This window comes from Trichocoleus sp. FACHB-40 (genome assembly GCF_014695915.1).
In the GTDB taxonomy this organism is placed as follows: Bacteria; Cyanobacteriota; Cyanobacteriia; order Cyanobacteriales; family FACHB-T130; genus Funiculus; species Funiculus sociatus.
Window position 1 is genome coordinate 146,454 of record NZ_JACJPF010000024.1, and the last position, 14,438, is coordinate 160,891.

Annotated in this window: 12 protein-coding genes and 2 pseudogenes; 4 read left to right on the forward strand and 10 right to left on the reverse strand. The window is 45.5% G+C overall.

What is annotated here, in order from left to right; all coding sequences use genetic code 11:
* The first annotated feature begins 128 nt into the window (after positions 1 to 128).
* Entirely contained in the window at positions 129 to 1,628 is a 1,500-nt protein-coding gene (locus H6F63_RS01760) for a glycoside hydrolase 100 family protein (protein WP_190634357.1), read from the forward strand.
* Positions 1,629 to 1,843: 215 nt separating this feature from the next.
* Here H6F63_RS01760 and H6F63_RS30345 read toward each other — a convergent pair.
* From H6F63_RS30345 to H6F63_RS01780, 5 genes and pseudogenes are all read right to left on the reverse strand, one after another.
* A pseudogene (locus H6F63_RS30345) lies at positions 1,844 to 1,975 on the reverse strand (glycosyltransferase family 4 protein); the annotation flags it as partial.
* Between the two features lie 65 nt (positions 1,976 to 2,040).
* Positions 2,041 to 3,075 (reverse strand): glycosyltransferase family 4 protein, encoded by a 1,035-nt coding sequence (locus tag H6F63_RS01765; RefSeq protein ID WP_190634359.1) that lies wholly within the window; start codon positions 3,073 to 3,075, stop codon positions 2,041 to 2,043.
* A gap of 86 nt (positions 3,076 to 3,161) precedes the next feature.
* Positions 3,162 to 3,533, reverse strand: coding sequence for a hypothetical protein (locus H6F63_RS01770; RefSeq protein WP_190437361.1), 372 nt, complete (start codon positions 3,531 to 3,533; stop codon positions 3,162 to 3,164).
* Between the two features lie 516 nt (positions 3,534 to 4,049).
* Positions 4,050 to 4,220, reverse strand: coding sequence for a hypothetical protein (locus tag H6F63_RS01775; RefSeq protein ID WP_347276755.1), 171 nt, complete (start codon positions 4,218 to 4,220; stop codon positions 4,050 to 4,052).
* Positions 4,221 to 4,306: 86 nt separating this feature from the next.
* Positions 4,307 to 5,686, reverse strand: a pseudogene (locus tag H6F63_RS01780) (cytochrome P450).
* 107 nt (positions 5,687 to 5,793) lie between these two features.
* On the opposite strand from H6F63_RS01780, the gene H6F63_RS01785 reads away from it, so the two are divergent.
* Positions 5,794 to 7,101: a sodium:proton antiporter gene (locus H6F63_RS01785; RefSeq protein WP_242019464.1), complete on the forward strand. Its 1,308-nt coding sequence runs from the start codon at positions 5,794 to 5,796 to the stop codon at positions 7,099 to 7,101.
* 5 nt (positions 7,102 to 7,106) lie between these two features.
* On the opposite strand, the gene mutL is transcribed toward H6F63_RS01785, so the two are convergent.
* Positions 7,107 to 8,831, reverse strand: coding sequence for a DNA mismatch repair endonuclease MutL (mutL, locus tag H6F63_RS01790; RefSeq protein ID WP_190634361.1), 1,725 nt, complete (start codon positions 8,829 to 8,831; stop codon positions 7,107 to 7,109).
* A gap of 497 nt (positions 8,832 to 9,328) precedes the next feature.
* On the opposite strand from mutL, the gene H6F63_RS01795 reads away from it, so the two are divergent.
* Complete coding sequence (locus tag H6F63_RS01795; protein WP_190634363.1) at positions 9,329 to 9,877, forward strand: rhodanese-like domain-containing protein; 549 nt, start codon at positions 9,329 to 9,331, stop codon at positions 9,875 to 9,877.
* Positions 9,878 to 9,960: 83 nt separating this feature from the next.
* Here the strand turns inward: H6F63_RS01795 and H6F63_RS01800 are convergent, their stop codons facing one another.
* Positions 9,961 to 11,232: a DNA cytosine methyltransferase gene (locus H6F63_RS01800; RefSeq protein ID WP_190634365.1), complete on the reverse strand. Its 1,272-nt coding sequence runs from the start codon at positions 11,230 to 11,232 to the stop codon at positions 9,961 to 9,963.
* Positions 11,233 to 11,728: 496 nt separating this feature from the next.
* Here H6F63_RS01800 and H6F63_RS01805 point away from each other — a divergent pair, with 496 nt between their 5' ends.
* The gene (locus tag H6F63_RS01805) at positions 11,729 to 13,162 is read left to right on the forward strand and encodes a hypothetical protein (protein ID WP_190634367.1); all 1,434 of its coding nucleotides are present in this window, start codon (positions 11,729 to 11,731) and stop codon (positions 13,160 to 13,162) included.
* A gap of 59 nt (positions 13,163 to 13,221) precedes the next feature.
* On the opposite strand, the gene H6F63_RS01810 is transcribed toward H6F63_RS01805, so the two are convergent.
* From H6F63_RS01810 to H6F63_RS01820, 3 genes are read right to left on the reverse strand one after another with little or no spacing between them, the layout of a single operon-like run.
* On the reverse strand, positions 13,222 to 13,773 hold the full coding sequence (locus H6F63_RS01810; RefSeq protein ID WP_190634369.1) for a hypothetical protein: 552 nt from the start codon (positions 13,771 to 13,773) through the stop codon (positions 13,222 to 13,224).
* On the reverse strand, positions 13,770 to 13,988 hold the full coding sequence (locus tag H6F63_RS01815) for a hypothetical protein (RefSeq protein WP_190634371.1): 219 nt from the start codon (positions 13,986 to 13,988) through the stop codon (positions 13,770 to 13,772). Before H6F63_RS01815 ends, H6F63_RS01810 begins: the two co-directional genes overlap by 4 nt.
* Positions 13,988 to 14,311, reverse strand: coding sequence for a hypothetical protein (locus H6F63_RS01820; RefSeq protein WP_190634373.1), 324 nt, complete (start codon positions 14,309 to 14,311; stop codon positions 13,988 to 13,990). Before H6F63_RS01820 ends, H6F63_RS01815 begins: the two co-directional genes overlap by 1 nt.
* Positions 14,312 to 14,438 lie beyond the last annotated feature (127 nt).

Sequence of the window (14,438 nt, forward strand, 5' to 3'; positions counted from 1 at the left end):
AATTATACACCCACTTTCTATCCTACGCTCTATTTTAAAGTTGTTGCCCAATTCTCCTCATTACGAGCGGCGAAGAGAAAGCTGCATCTTGCTATAGTTGATATGAAAATTGCAGAGGTTTGCGTCCTATGGAAGAAAATGCACTGGAAATAGAAGCAATGAGGATACTTGTTGAGTCGCTAATTTCCTATAAAGGAAGTTTAGTTGGCACCCCAGCCGCCTATACTGCTAAAAAAAATCGCAAAGAAAATGAGCGTACCAAAGTTAGTAAGGAAATGCTCAATTATGATCAAGTTTTTATTCGGGATTTTATTCCTGTAGCACTTCTGTTTCTTATAAAAGGTGACTTTGAAATTACTATTAATGGAAAATTAGAGTTAATTAAGGGTAAAGAAATTGTCAAAAACTTTCTTGAAGTAACATTAGAACTGCATCAGCAAGAAAGGTCAAGCACTTTTTTAAACACCGGGCGAGTTTTGATGCCTGCAAGCTTCAAAATTATTAAAAAGCAGGGGAAAGAAAAGCTGGAACCTGATTTTGGTCAACACGCGATCGCTAGAGTCACGCCTGTTGATTCTAGCCTCTGGTGGATTATCCTGTTGCGAGCGTATTGGAAAGCAACCGGAAAGACTGCTTTAGTCCATCGAATTGACTTCCAAGAAGGCATCAGGTTAATTTTGGAACTTTGCTTTAGCGATCGCTTCGATCGAGAACCCACTATCTTAGTACCCGATGGCGCTTGTATGATTGACCGTCGGATGGGTATCTATGGTTATCCTTTAGAAATCCAAGTGCTATTTTATGCTGCCTTGCGTGCTGCTGATGAGCTACTAGATCGGAAAAATCACAGCAATAAAGAACTTATTCCAGAAATCAAGAAACGATTAATCGATCTCGCTAACCATATGCGGGATGAATATTGGATGGATATGGAAGAATTGAATAAAACCTATCAGTACAATGTTGAGGAATATGGAGAAACAGCTATCAATAAGTACAATATATATGCTAACTCCATTCCCTATGCTAATTTAGATGATTGGATACCAGAAGATGGCGGTTATCTAATTGGTAATATCGGCCCTTCGCAAATGGATTTCCGTTTCTTTTCTCTAGGCAACTTGATGGCAATTGTATCTTCTCTAGCCACCAAGGATATGTCTGAAAAAATTATGAAGCTGATCAAAGAACGCAAAAAAGAGCTTCTTGGACAGATGCCCTTTAAAATCTGTTATGCAGCTATAGACGGTCAAGAGTGGAAAATTGTCACGGGCTGCGATCCAAAAAATAGTCCTTGGTCTTATCATAATGGTGGCAGCTGGCCTGTTTTGATGTGGATGTGGGCAGCAGCAGCTCAAAAAGTTGGCGAAAAGGAATATTTAAACTTTGCAAGTTCAGCCATTGAACTTGCTGGAAAACGTTTGCAAAAAGATGAATGGCCAGAATACTACGATGGGCATACTGGACATTTAATTGGCAGAGAAGCTAGAAGAAATCAAACTTGGACTTGTGCTGGTTACTTATTAGCAAAAGAACTGATTGGTAAGGATGGTTCAAAGCATTTAAAGTTAATTGGCTTTGATGACTATATAGAGCCTAAGAGCAAGGCGTTATCATCAAAATTGTAGGGTTTCCAGTTGGAAAGACACATTTAGAGGTTCTGCCTCATCTTAAATATTTTGAAGAAAAAGAGTGCTAGAAGTGTTAAGGAGAGTGTAAAGAAATTGCTGATGAGTTAGCAGTATACCCGGAGGCAGAGCCACGTATTGTAGCATTCCCATGCTGGGCCTGGGAACGAGAAGTTATCACTTCAAGCGAGGACTTGTTGATAAGCAGCTTTGTATGGAGCTAAGCGCACTACCGGGTAAACTGGCTCTAACTGAGCCAAAGTTTGAGAATCTCTACAGGCAAATAAGGTGACATCATGACCTCGACGCACCAACTCATCTGCCAGATAGCTAACTATTAACTCAATACCACCCTAATCCTACGATCGAACTCGTTCCCACACTGGGGAAATTTGTGCAATCCATAATTTTATCAGCCATTCCCCAGCAGTGCCATCTGGTAAGTTTTTTCGTACTCGTCAACCATTTTTTGAACGCTAAAACGGCTTAAAACGTAGTCTCGACAAGCCTGCCGATTTAACTTCATCGCCTCTGGAATCGCTGCAATCATGTCTTCTATGGAGTGGCAGACAAACCCAGTCTTACCATGCGCGATGACTTCTGGCACCGAACCCATTGCTATACCAATCACAGGCGTACCAGTTGCCATCGATTCAATCATCACTAAGCCAAATGGTTCCCGCCAAGTAATCGGGAATAGCGTCACTGTAGCGCCTCGCAGCAGCTGCACCTTTTCCTCGTGGGACACTTCCCCTAAATACTGGATTTGTTCGCCGTCAATCAGCGGTTCTAGAATTTCCTTATAATATTCCCTATCGACTACATCAATTTTGCCAGCCATTTTCAGAGGTAAGCCGATGGCACGCGCAATTTTAATCGCTCCTTCTGGCCCTTTTTCCGGTGAGAGGCGACCAACAAAGGCTAGATAAGTTGGTTGAGAAGGCTTTTCTTGGAAGGAATAGACATCTGGGTCAATGCCGTTGTAGACCGTGTGGATGTAATTTAAACCTAGTTTGGGTTCTCGCTGCGCTTCGCTGATGCTGATATAAGGCTGCCATCTAAATTGCCGGAATATTTTCTCGTTATCCGGCGTAAAGATGCCGTGGGTAGTGTGTACGGTTGGTGTTGTTACAAAAGCAGTATAAGGTAGGGCTGCACAACCGACGTGGGAATGAATAATATCAAAGTGATGCGCCTGTTGATAGACCTGAGAAAGTATCATTTGCTCATAAAGTCCATGCTCCTTAATTTTGGGATCTAACCGCAGCGCCTGCTCATGCACTGATTTAAGCTGAGCAGTTGTGAGGGAATCTCCAGAGGCAAATAATGTGACTTCATGACCGCGTTGAACTAATTCATCTGTCAATAAACTGACAATTAGCTCAATTCCTCCATAGCGAAAGGGTGGTACTCGTTCCCACAGTGGAGCAATTTGGGCAATTCTCATAATACAAACAGGAAGTTGGCGATCTCCAATCTTAGCTTAAATTGCTTATCTTTAGAAACGCCAGAAGCGATGAGTGCAAGCAGCTTCTATCGCCGCTGGCGATAGGTGTTGCGTCTGGCATTCCGAATACTCCAATACAAGTTACTCCACTCTTCTACCAAAGCTTTGATCATCCACACTGAAAAAGAGCCTGATGCTACTGCAACAGCAACTTGCCATACCACCTTCATTGGAGCGCCAGAAATATGAAATATTGCAGAAAAAATTATACCGCCTACTGCTCCAATTATTGCTCCGGTTAGGGCATGACGTAACAATTGGAAAATTACAATTAATATTGATTGGAATCCTGAAAATAAGAAACTCATAGCCCTAATTACTTCATCAGCAAATTTTCCCCAAAACAAACTTATAAAAGCTATCACTACAAAAATTAAAACTGCATTAATTATCCACATCACCCTTTACCTGTTACTCCTACATTAAACATACTGTGCTTGACTAGGGGGAAAAATGAAGAAGATACAAAGAATTTGCAAAGTTACGGTAAAACTTTAGCCAAAACTTAGATCGGGAGCAAGGCGCAATTTCAAGTTTGGCTAGGGAAAAGTCAGTAGAAGACTTGAGGTAAATCGCCGTCTCTACAACAGAGGGTTGAAAAGCGGATGCGATCGCGCTGTAGTTTATGCAGAAGTAGCGCCATTATGAAAAGTTGGGGATTTGTCATAACGTTTGGAAGTCACAACCATTAGCATACTGGCTAGGGGCGCTAAGGCCACACCACAGGGTAGAGGCTTTACTGGACTATCCCTAAGAGCCAATTGATAAAGCGACCCAATTGTAACGAGAATCAGTTTTATTTCCAAGATGGCAAATGCCATGTTAATACAGCAGTGGTTGCTGCGACCCAAAGGCAAATATTTATTAGGAGAAAATTGTCTTTTTAGAAAACCCTCTAGTTTGAAACGCTTCGGTTATGCGTATATATCTTCCCGATGGGGGAAAAGATAAATACAGGGAGAAAGCCATGTATCCACATCAAACTGATCGCCAATTAAGCTAAGGGGCGATTTTACACTTTGAGCCAGAGCCAGCATCGCTACGGGATAAATCCGCAACGTTTCCGAGAAAACTGCATTGCACACCCGACGACTATAACTACAAGTATCGTGAGTGCATTTATGGATAGCGATCGCTCTTTTTTGCTCAAATACAAATTGCTTTCACAAGCTTATACGCTACTAGAAGTTAATTGGGGCGTTGGAGAATGGCGACCTTCGCCCGTGACCATCATCCGCACACTGCCACCGGGAGCTGAAACTAAACCACGGCGTACAGGTTTCACCTCACGATGATCTGCCAGTGCCAGATCAAAGCGTGAAAGCATCTCGGCGAGTACCACTTTCATTTCAAACTGGGCAAAGGCTAAACCAATACAGCGCCGACTGCCTCCGCCAAAGGGCAGATATTCATAAGGTGAAAATTGACGTTCCAGAAAGCGTTCTGGCTTAAACTGCTCTGGTTCCGGGTATAAATCCTCGCGGCGGTGCGTCAGATAAATAGAACCGACTATCACTGTACCCGGATCGAGTTCGTAACCCATAAGAGTTCGCGCTGCTTTCACCACCCGTGGGAAGAGCAGCATCCCAACCGGGTAAATTCGCAGATCACAGCAGACAGCGTTGAGATAGGGCAGTTTAAAAATAGCGCTGGGGTCTGGGTCATCACCAAGGCTATCGATTTCCTGTAGTAGCTTCTGGCGGACGGATGGCAGCTTGTGAATCCAGTACAACGCCCAAGCCAAGGCAGTTGCTGTAGTTTCGTGACCTACCACTAACAAGGTCATCAATTCATCGCGTAACTCCACATCCGTCATCGCCTCCCCCGCTTCGTCACGAGCAGACATTAGCAAGGTGAGAATATCTGTGCGAGATGGGTCAGGGTGCGCTCGATGTTCCTGAATCTGATCGTAGATGAGTTTGTCAACTTGCTGTCTGCGGCGCACAAACTTTCCCCACGGACTCCAGGCACCTAAATCCTTTTGCAGAGCCGTAAAATAAAGAAAAGCGACACTAAGGGGAGAACTCATGTCATCTAGCATGGCGCTAAGGAGTTGCTCTAGCTGACGGGAGCGTGATCCTTCATTTATACCAAACACTGCCTTCAAAATCACCCGCATAGCGATCGCTTGCGTGGATGAACGGACGCAGAACAGTTGACCAATTTTCCACTGGTTAATTACTTGCTTTGTGACATTGCCCATCACCTGTCCGTAGGTTCGCATCGGTTCCCCATGAAAGGGAGGCATTAACAGCTGGCGCTAACGCTGGTGGCGCGTACCACTTACCGTAATCACGGAACGATCTCCTAGAAAAGGCTGGAGAAGCTGGTTAGTCTCACCTGGGGCTTCAAAATGCTTTGAATCTGTCAAAATCTCTTGAAGCGCTTGGGGATTGCTTGTGAACACCCCTGGGGAAAATTTCGCGCCTAATGGCAAGGTGAAAATATCCCCGTAACGTGCGGCGCAAGCATCCATAAATGTCATCGGGCTTGCCAGCCACTGGAGCATCGGTAGTATTTTTGGAGTCGTCGGACTAGGAGGCATCATAATAGTTTGTAAAAATACTAAGTTGGCATAAGTACAACGGTATACACAACCTGGATAACAAATAATCACACAGGATGATTTAGAGCGGGGAGACTTCGCAGTAAGCTCAGATGTTTGTTGCCAATCGTGCGATCGCTAACTGTATGCTCCAAGCGCTCTTCCCTCCTGTAGATATATATATTCTTGACCTGCTGGTTATTGGTCTACTCCTGCTTATGGTGACGTTGGGTTCGGGCTGGATTGCCCGTTTACCTCTCTCTTATGCCATCATTTACCTGATTGTAGGTATTTTGTTGGGGCCATACGGGACTAAGTTGGTTCAGATCCGACCAGATGCCGAGTTTCTGGAACGACTGGCGGAATTTGTGGTGATTGTCTCAGTATTTAGCTGCGGGCTGAAGATGAATCGTCCGCTGAATTTGTGGTCTTGGAATATCACGGCGCGGCTAATTGGTTTGCTGATGCCGATTTCAATTTTTGCGATCGCTGCGGTCGGTCATTGGCTGTTAGGAATGGCCTGGGGGCCCGCTATTTTATTGGGAGGAATTCTCGCCCCCACCGATCCAGTATTAGCCTCAGAAGTCCAGATGGAAAATATGGACGATCGGGATGAGTTGCGCTTTGGTTTGACTTCTGAAGGTGGGTTGAATGATGCCTTAGCTTTTCCCTTTGTTTATTTCGGCATTCACTCCTTAAAAGATAACAACTGGGAAAACTGGTTTAAAGAGTGGGTAGTTGTTGATTTACTTTGGGCGATCGCCGCCGCCATCGTGATGGGAATTGTTGTAGCAAAAAGCGTTGGCTGGATTGACAAGCGACTGCAAAAATTCCGCCCTGTCGATAACTTGATGGAAGATTTCGTGGCGCTGAGTACAATTTTGCTGACCTATTCCTTCACAGAAGTTGTTAACGGTTATGGCTTTCTCGCGGTTTTTGTTGCTGGAGTGGTGGTTCAGCGCACTTACGAAGATTCAGAAAAGCAAAAATCTCGATTTGAATTTACCGAGCAAATTGAAAAACTGCTGGAGGTAGCAACAATTTTGATATTGGGGACAATACTAAGATATGCACCGATGCGCGAGTACGCGGGTCAAGGAATCTTAGTAGCACTATTGTTATTATTTGCAATTCGTCCTTTGGGAATTTGGATTAGCCTGCTCGGTCGTAACTTTGGCCCTGCAACCAGCTCGCTATTTGGGTGGTTTGGCATTCGCGGTGTCGGCTCTTTGTATTATCTTTCCTATGCCTTTGGCGAAGGATTAAAAGACAAATTGGGCGAACAAATCGCCTGGATTACTTACATTGTTATCGTGATTTCTGTACTTCTACATGGGATTAGCGCAACTCCTTTGATGAACTGGTATGAGCGGAAAATCAAGAAAGTAGAGAATAATGAGGAGGTAGAAGCTAACAGTTAAAGCTTTTAAATACCGTGACTTTTGCCAATTACCCAATGACGGCGGAAGAAACGAGCGAGGGCTGATTCATTTAGTGATAAATAAATTGGTCGCCCGTGGGGACAGGTGCGAGGATGGCGTGTTTGCTGCCATTGTTCTAACAGGGTTTGCATCTCAAGCAAGCTGAGAGTTGTACCGTTGCGGATAGCACTACGGCAGGCAATGCTCACTTGTGCAGCTTCCAAATCCCCTCCCAGACTGAGTTCCAAGAGAGCATCTGCACAATCTGAGCGCGATCGCAAGGGTGCGGGTGCGGTGCGTACCGCCCAAAGTTGTTCGCCAAAAGGTTCTACATCTAAACCGATGCGTTCAAGTTGATCGATCTGAGCGGGTGAAAGTTGATTTAAAATCGCTGGTAGTTCTAGGGGTACGAGTTGCCAAGTTTGGCACAATTGCTCGTATAAAACCCGTTCGTGGGCGATGTGCTGCTCTACCAACCACACCCCAGCCGGATGCTCTGCCACAATATAGGTGTTGTGAATTTGGGCAACGGCTTTTAGTGGCAATAACCCTATTTCACTAGCTTGGGTTGGTGTCGGTTGAATGGAACGGCTTGCATTGTAGCTACTATGCGCTTCCGACGCTTTGAGCAATTTTCCCACCCGTTGCGTGAGAGTTTTTTCAGGAATTGTCTCGACGTTGAGGCGTAAGGCTTGCTCAATTATCAATTTCACCTGATCTTGCCAGTAAGAAAGCTGGTGTAAATAAATTTCTGACTTGGCGGGGTGACGGTTCCAGTCAATTTGACTGGCACAAATCTGGAGATGGAGAAAACAAATCGGGTAGCGATCGCGTGGCACAATTCGCACCAACGCCCCCAATATAGTTTGCTCTAGTTCCTGGGATTTCACCAAGCGTCCATTCATCCCCACCCGCACCCAGTCTGGACGACGGCGATGGCATCTGTCTGGCAATCCTAGCACCAAGTCAATTTTAGATTGGGGATTGGGGATTGGGGATTGGGGATTGGTTTTCTCCCCCTCCGCACTACTTTCTGGGTGACTAGGAACTTCAACCGAGAGTTGCTGTAAGTCGTTCAAACGCACTTCTCGGAGAATTTGGGGCAGAATATGTTTTGCGCTGGTTCCTGGGCTGAGAGTGAACCAAGGGCGATCGCTTTGTTGTATTTGCCAGGTGACGTAGGGATGACAAATGGCGATTTGTTGAATTGTAGCTTGTACTATTCTTAGCTGTTGTGTTTGTGTTGGCATTGCCTGACGACGCGCCAACCAGTTGCCAAACAGATTTGCTACGGTGACAACTGTACCGGGAGCGATCGCAACTGTCTCCACCTGCACCGCTTCCCCCTGCGAGTTATAAACCACTCGCCAACCTTCAGTGCTTCCCGCACAACGGCTGTAAATCTCCAATTCTGCCAAAGCTGCCAAACTGTGCAACGCTTCCCCGCGAAACCCCAGACTGGTAATCTTCCAGAGGTCTTCGCAGTCGCGGATTTTACTGGTACTATGGGCAGCTGCCGCTTGTTTCAAGTCTACCAAGTTCATGCCGCAGCCATTGTCTGCCACCCGTACTCGCCACTGTTCCGGTGACAGGGAAACACTGATGCGCGTTGCACCAGCATCTAAAGAATTTTCCACCAGTTCCCGCACTACAGCCGCCAGAGAGTCAATTACCTCTCCAGCTGCTATCAAATGGACTACTTCTGTGGGTAAAGGTTGAATAACAGACACCGGACAACTTGGGAATGCGCCATGACGTAAGTAGTTAGCACCCAATACAGCATAGCGCGATGTCTAGCGAGTTATTAGAATCATTTCGCGCAGCTTAGAGAAATTTAGATTTTTTCCTGCCTTTTGTCGTCTTCTCTACTCAGGCAAGACCGATCCGTTTAAAAATAGAATTAGCCTCCAGTCTGGATAATCTAGCAAATCTCTACCTTTCTCAACGAGACTACACCCAAGGGAAACCGCTGTATCTGCAAGTTTAAGAACTGAGCGATCCCATCCTTGGAACACATTATCCCCAAACTGTTACAATTCGTAAAAATATAGACCAAATGCGTCAGGCAAGATTAACAAAACTAAAGATTTGGTAGGTTACAACAACGGAGAAATTAATAGCCAACTCTGTCTAAAGAAAGATTATTTTAACCTTCTTTCTGGAGAAGGATAAATAAAAAGTTAACTTCCTATTACATTTCTATTGATGTCATTGGTTAAATTTTCTCATGGACAATATTCAAAATAAAATTGAAGATGCTTCAAAAAAAGTTGCAGATAGTGTGGAAAGTGCTTCCAACAAGGTTGAAGAAACCCTTTTAAAAGCAAAAGATGCCATACCAGATATTACGCCCACCCCACCGGGACTGAAACCCCAATCGAGCGTAAGCGACCTGAAAGCCCGTTTGGAATGGGGCGAACCTGCTCTAACAATTTTAGATGTGCGCGATCGCGATACTTTTAACAACGGTCACATCATGGGAGCCATGCCTATGCCCCTAGAGGAATTGGTAGACCGCGCCAAAACAAGTCTTCAGCCCACTCGCGATATTTATGTCTATGGCGAATCTGACGAGCAAACCGCTCAAGCAGCTTCCCAAATGCGCTCTGCTGGGTTCCAGTGCGTGTCTGAACTCAAAGGCGGTTTTCCTGGATGGAAAGCAGTCGGCGGCCCTACAGAAGGCGTTGCTGAAGCTACAAATCCTCCAGGGCCAGAAGGATACAATGTTCTATCTGAAGTAAAAAATGAGGCAAATAAGCCGAAAGCAAATATGTAAGTTTAGCTGGTTGGATTGATTGGTCTTTGAAAGTTTGTAGCCCAAAGGGTAAGTTAGAGGCGTTGTTAGAACCTGAAAACGTTTCAGCTTTCCAACTTGGCAATTCCCTGACTACCGACTGACCAATACCGAGTAGCTTCCCACGGATTAAACCGGAGTAGTTTAGTGTTCCCTAATTCTATAGGCTCTTTTGGCTTGGGTGGGATAATGCCCAGCGAGGCAATAACTTGACGACCCACAGCCCTTGCCAACAATGGTGGCACGGAGTTCCCAATTTGTCGGAACCCGTGCCATTTTGTTGTGTGGAAGCGAAACCAGTCTGGAAAAGAATGCAATCTCGCCGCTTCACGTACAGAAATAACTCTGTGGTAATCCGGATGAATCGGACGGGGAGAGGTGTAGCGACCGCCTCCAGAGCCAGTTCCAGCTCTTAAAGTATGTGAAAGTTTATCCCAATGCAAGCGTCTAAATCTGCTTACAGATTCCAACTCACCAGGTTGAGTTTTCTGGAAACGCTCAATTGAGGTAGTAGAGTGCTGAGTTCGCAGAGATCCCGTCAACAGATTCTCACAATTTAGCCGAGGATAGGCAAAATTATTCAGGTCGGGGGAAGCTTCCATTAGCTGGAGTGCATAGAGGCTGGCTAGGGAGCGCATTTTTTTTAGCTGTCGCCGTTCCAGCAAGACTTCATCGCTTGTCAGGAGTTCGGGAAAGTCATCCAGGTTGGGCAAGTCTGCGATCGCATCCCTGACTGTGGTAAATAGAGATTGGGGATTAGGAATTAGGGGTTTAGGATACTCTAGCTGGCGTTCTCCAGCACGAGAACCCAATAAAATCAAACGTTTCCGATTCTGCGGTACTCCAAACTCTGCCGTTTTTAACACCTTCACAGGTTGCGTGATGTAGTATCCCGCGGCTTCCAACTCACTATTAATCAAATCCAGATAAATCGCGTGTTCCTTCTGAGCAATCCCCGGTACATTCTCCATGACAAAATAGCGGGGTTGCAGTTCTACTACTAATCTACAGAACTCAAATACCAAGTCGTTGCGCTCATCTTCCAGACACCGCTTCCCCATCAAAGAGAAACCTTGGCAAGGTGGCCCCCCGATTACTAAGTCAATCTCCCCACCAGCTTGTATCGCCGCTTCTTTAATTGCCTTACCTGATAACTTCCTCGCGTCTGCACACAAAACTTTGGTGTGGGGAAAGTTATAAGCATGAGTTGCGGCGTGAATCGGGTCAACCTCAACCGCCACCGCCACATCAAACCCAGCCTGCTCAATTCCCAGTGAAAATCCCCCCGCACCAGCAAATAAATCGACGGCAACTGGGCGGCGACAGAAATCAAGCATACTATTCCCCTGAAGGAGTTCTGGCAAAGCCAGGGAATTTGTATTTTACCGCCTGTCTATATATATATTCTGACTTGGGACTTTTTTTGCCGACGAGAGCGAAAATTATTTTTTCCAGTCCCTTGACGATGTTGTAGTATTTATGTAGTATAAAAAAGTAGTTTAATTTGAACTGTGCTGCGAGTAGCCGCATAAAAGCGACATCAGCTAATTCGCAGCTTATAATTTACCGCTTTGCGCCCTAACGAGTGAAGCATACACACATAGGGTTCTGGTTGTCATGGGTTCAAATCCCATTATCTCCAATTGGAGATGTAGCTCAGTGGTAGAGCATCAGAGAAAGTGAAACGGCTTTGCCGACTTGCGCGGAGCATATAATTTCCAATTCTTCAAGCGTTCACCCCGTATCCAAACCGAGAAAGCTTACATACTTATTTACAAAGTAGCCAAGAGCTTTCTCAACTTGTACGGGGTGACTTATATAGAGGTGATTCCTGTGCAAGCAACAGAGCGCGACGTGCGTTTAGATATGCTAAATAGTCTGCTCACGACACCCCACCGGGAGTTAGAGAAAGTAGCTGAAGTTCACTCCTCAATGGTGGTAAGCGACCCGATTTTTTATGGACATTTAGCAGTATGGTATCAACGCCAAGGTGATGTCCGTGACCACAAAGAGGTATTTGTTGGCAATTTACTCACCAGCAAGTTGACCGAACACCGGGATGCAGGGTTTGTGCTGTTGCAAGAGTTTCCGCCTTATCAGGTAGCGCGGATTGTAGACTTTTTGAAGCAGTATCGGGGTAAATTGCCGCGTTCTACTCGTACTGCTGTGCGACGCTATTTGAAGGAACGGGAAAAAAATCCTGCGTTCTTTGACCGTGCGGCACTACGAGCGCGTCAGGCGATGAAGCATCTTTATGCTAGCTTGCATATACGCCCTAGCGATCGCGCTGATGCGGTGTTGTTCAAAGACAACCCGCCAGAAGATAGTTTAGCGTTTGCGCTGAAACTAATGGCGATCGCATCCTCACCCTTAGAGCAAGCGCAACTGATTGTAGAACACAAAATCCCCTACACAGTTGCAGTGGGAGCCATCAAACAGATGACACCCACAGTGCTAGTAGCGCTGATTAACTCTATGACACCCCAAGAGGTAATTAACAACCTCAAGTCACTCCAAACTCGCGGTGCGATGGAAAACCCCCAGGTAAAAGCACTCATCGACGAGAAACTGGAGAAAGCGCAAACTGATGGGCGAGTAGCTGCCTTAAAAGGGCGAGTTGCGGCAGATGTCGCCAACCTAGACGCAGATACAGCCGCTAAGTTAGAGCGCGTCATGGACGAACAGGTAAACAAGCGCAGCAAAATTTCCCAGCCAACCGCTCTGTTAGTCGATAAATCTAGCTCAATGGAAAATGCTATCGAAGTTGGTAAGCGCATCGCCGCTCTAATTTCCGGCATTGCTGCGGCAGATTTGTTCGTCTACGCCTTTGACACCATGCCATACCCCATCAAGGCTGCGGGGAAGCAGTTAAGCGACTGGGAACGTGCCTTCCAGCACATCAAAGCCAGCGGTGCTACCAGCATCGGTTGCGCGTTGGAAGCGATGCGCCTGAGAAAGCAACGTGTGGAGCAAATCATCCTAGTTACAGACGAAGGGGAAAACAAAGCGCCCCACTTTGTGGAAACTTATGAAGCTTACAAGCGCGACCTGAAAGTAGAGCCAAGCGTCCTCATCATCAAAGTAGGTTATCCCTATGACTGGATGGAACGCAGATTGCAGGAAAGACACGCGCAAGTAGATACTTTCACCTTTGCGGGTGACTACTACTCGCTCCCAAATCTTATCCCGCTTTTGTCTCGTCCTTCGCGGCTAGAATTACTGATGGAAATTCTGGAGACACCGTTGCCAGTCCGGGATGATAAGTAGGGTGAGAATGTAGCATTGCTTGTCAGTAAACCTGGCGGGCAGTGCCTACCATATAGCTTCTATACCTTCATGATGTATACATAACCTTCTCGAAACATCTTTTTGTTCGTTCGATTTTCTATGAATCTAATTAGATAGTTTCGTAACTCAGTAACTTCTCTGAGACCGGCAAAGTGTGTATTAAGTTCACTTGAGAGAAAGTTTTCCCCAGAAATTTTTGATAACGCTGTAGTAACATAAGCTGCAATTTTAGAACACAGGCGCTCAAGCAAAGATTTGTCAAGGGCTTTAACTTTACAGATATAAGCTTCAGCTGCCACTTGTCTCAAAGAACCAAAAGGTTTACCTGCTTTCTCTTTAGAAGATGCATTATCGTCAGATAGATCGGCACTTTTGCTGGCAACCTTGACTGCTTTCGTAGGTCGAGCATTGCTTGGTGTGTCTTTTTCAACTATGGCAACTGGTTCTAGTTCTTTAATAAAATCCTTGAGCAGCTCAGTGACTTCTGGAACGGATATGATAACAGCGTCATCCTCAAATGCTTCAGGATCGTGGAAGACTTGAGTTCCTTCCCGTTCCAACTTGGATGCAAAAAGGACATGATAACTCATGATTCGTAAGGAGTAGTGTCTCTAGCAACTATAGTTATTCTGATGTTTTTAGCTTTATATTCTTCAACTGCTTGGTAAACAGTTTTGGTTGCACTGAGGCATCGAATAATTAGCTCCTCTCCACCCTTTCGTATATGGGTTCCCACAATTTGATCCAAAATTGGACGGGTTATACGACGGTGTTTAATCTCTAAGTTGATGTCGTAGGTAGCCATTAGTAATCTCCTTTGATAAGAATATTTCTTATACGTCCAGCTACATTACGCGCTCCTGCTTCAGTGGGAGCCACAATACGAATCACGCAATCAATTCCTCCATCCCGACCAAAGCGCTGGTCTATTGTTTCAGGACTGAGTGGTATACCAGAGAGATCCATAAACTCAACTGTTTCATACCTACATAACCTCTTCATCAGTCGCTTCAGTTCTTCATGCTCGAAATGATAACCCTTTTCAGCAGGTGTTAGCTGAGCGGGTGTTATTTGCTCCACCTGCTTGAAAAAGGTTCTCTGCATCCATCCCACTAAAAGTTGAATCATTTCCAATTACCTTCGGGAGCATCCCGGTTTTGTAAAACTACTATCAAGAGAGGATAATAGGTAGAGCGTCAACAGAAGTGTGAACTGCATTCGTAGGAGGAGCGGCTATGACCCCTGAACAAAAGGA

Bases quoted from the DNA above. Each gene is read 5' to 3' on its own strand.
- H6F63_RS01760 (WP_190634357.1), top strand. From the start codon at position 129: ATGGAAGAAAATGCACTGGAAATAGAAGCAATGAGGATACTTGTTGAG.
- H6F63_RS01765 (WP_190634359.1), bottom strand. From the start codon at position 3,075: ATGAGAATTGCCCAAATTGCTCCACTGTGGGAACGAGTACCACCCTTT.
- H6F63_RS01770 (WP_190437361.1), bottom strand. From the start codon at position 3,533: ATGTGGATAATTAATGCAGTTTTAATTTTTGTAGTGATAGCTTTTATA.
- H6F63_RS01785 (WP_242019464.1), top strand. From the start codon at position 5,794: ATGTTTGTTGCCAATCGTGCGATCGCTAACTGTATGCTCCAAGCGCTC.
- H6F63_RS01795 (WP_190634363.1), top strand. From the start codon at position 9,329: ATGGACAATATTCAAAATAAAATTGAAGATGCTTCAAAAAAAGTTGCA.
- H6F63_RS01800 (WP_190634365.1), bottom strand. From the start codon at position 11,232: ATGCTTGATTTCTGTCGCCGCCCAGTTGCCGTCGATTTATTTGCTGGT.
- H6F63_RS01810 (WP_190634369.1), bottom strand. From the start codon at position 13,773: ATGAGTTATCATGTCCTTTTTGCATCCAAGTTGGAACGGGAAGGAACT.
- H6F63_RS01815 (WP_190634371.1), bottom strand. From the start codon at position 13,988: ATGGCTACCTACGACATCAACTTAGAGATTAAACACCGTCGTATAACC.
- H6F63_RS01820 (WP_190634373.1), bottom strand. From the start codon at position 14,311: ATGATTCAACTTTTAGTGGGATGGATGCAGAGAACCTTTTTCAAGCAG.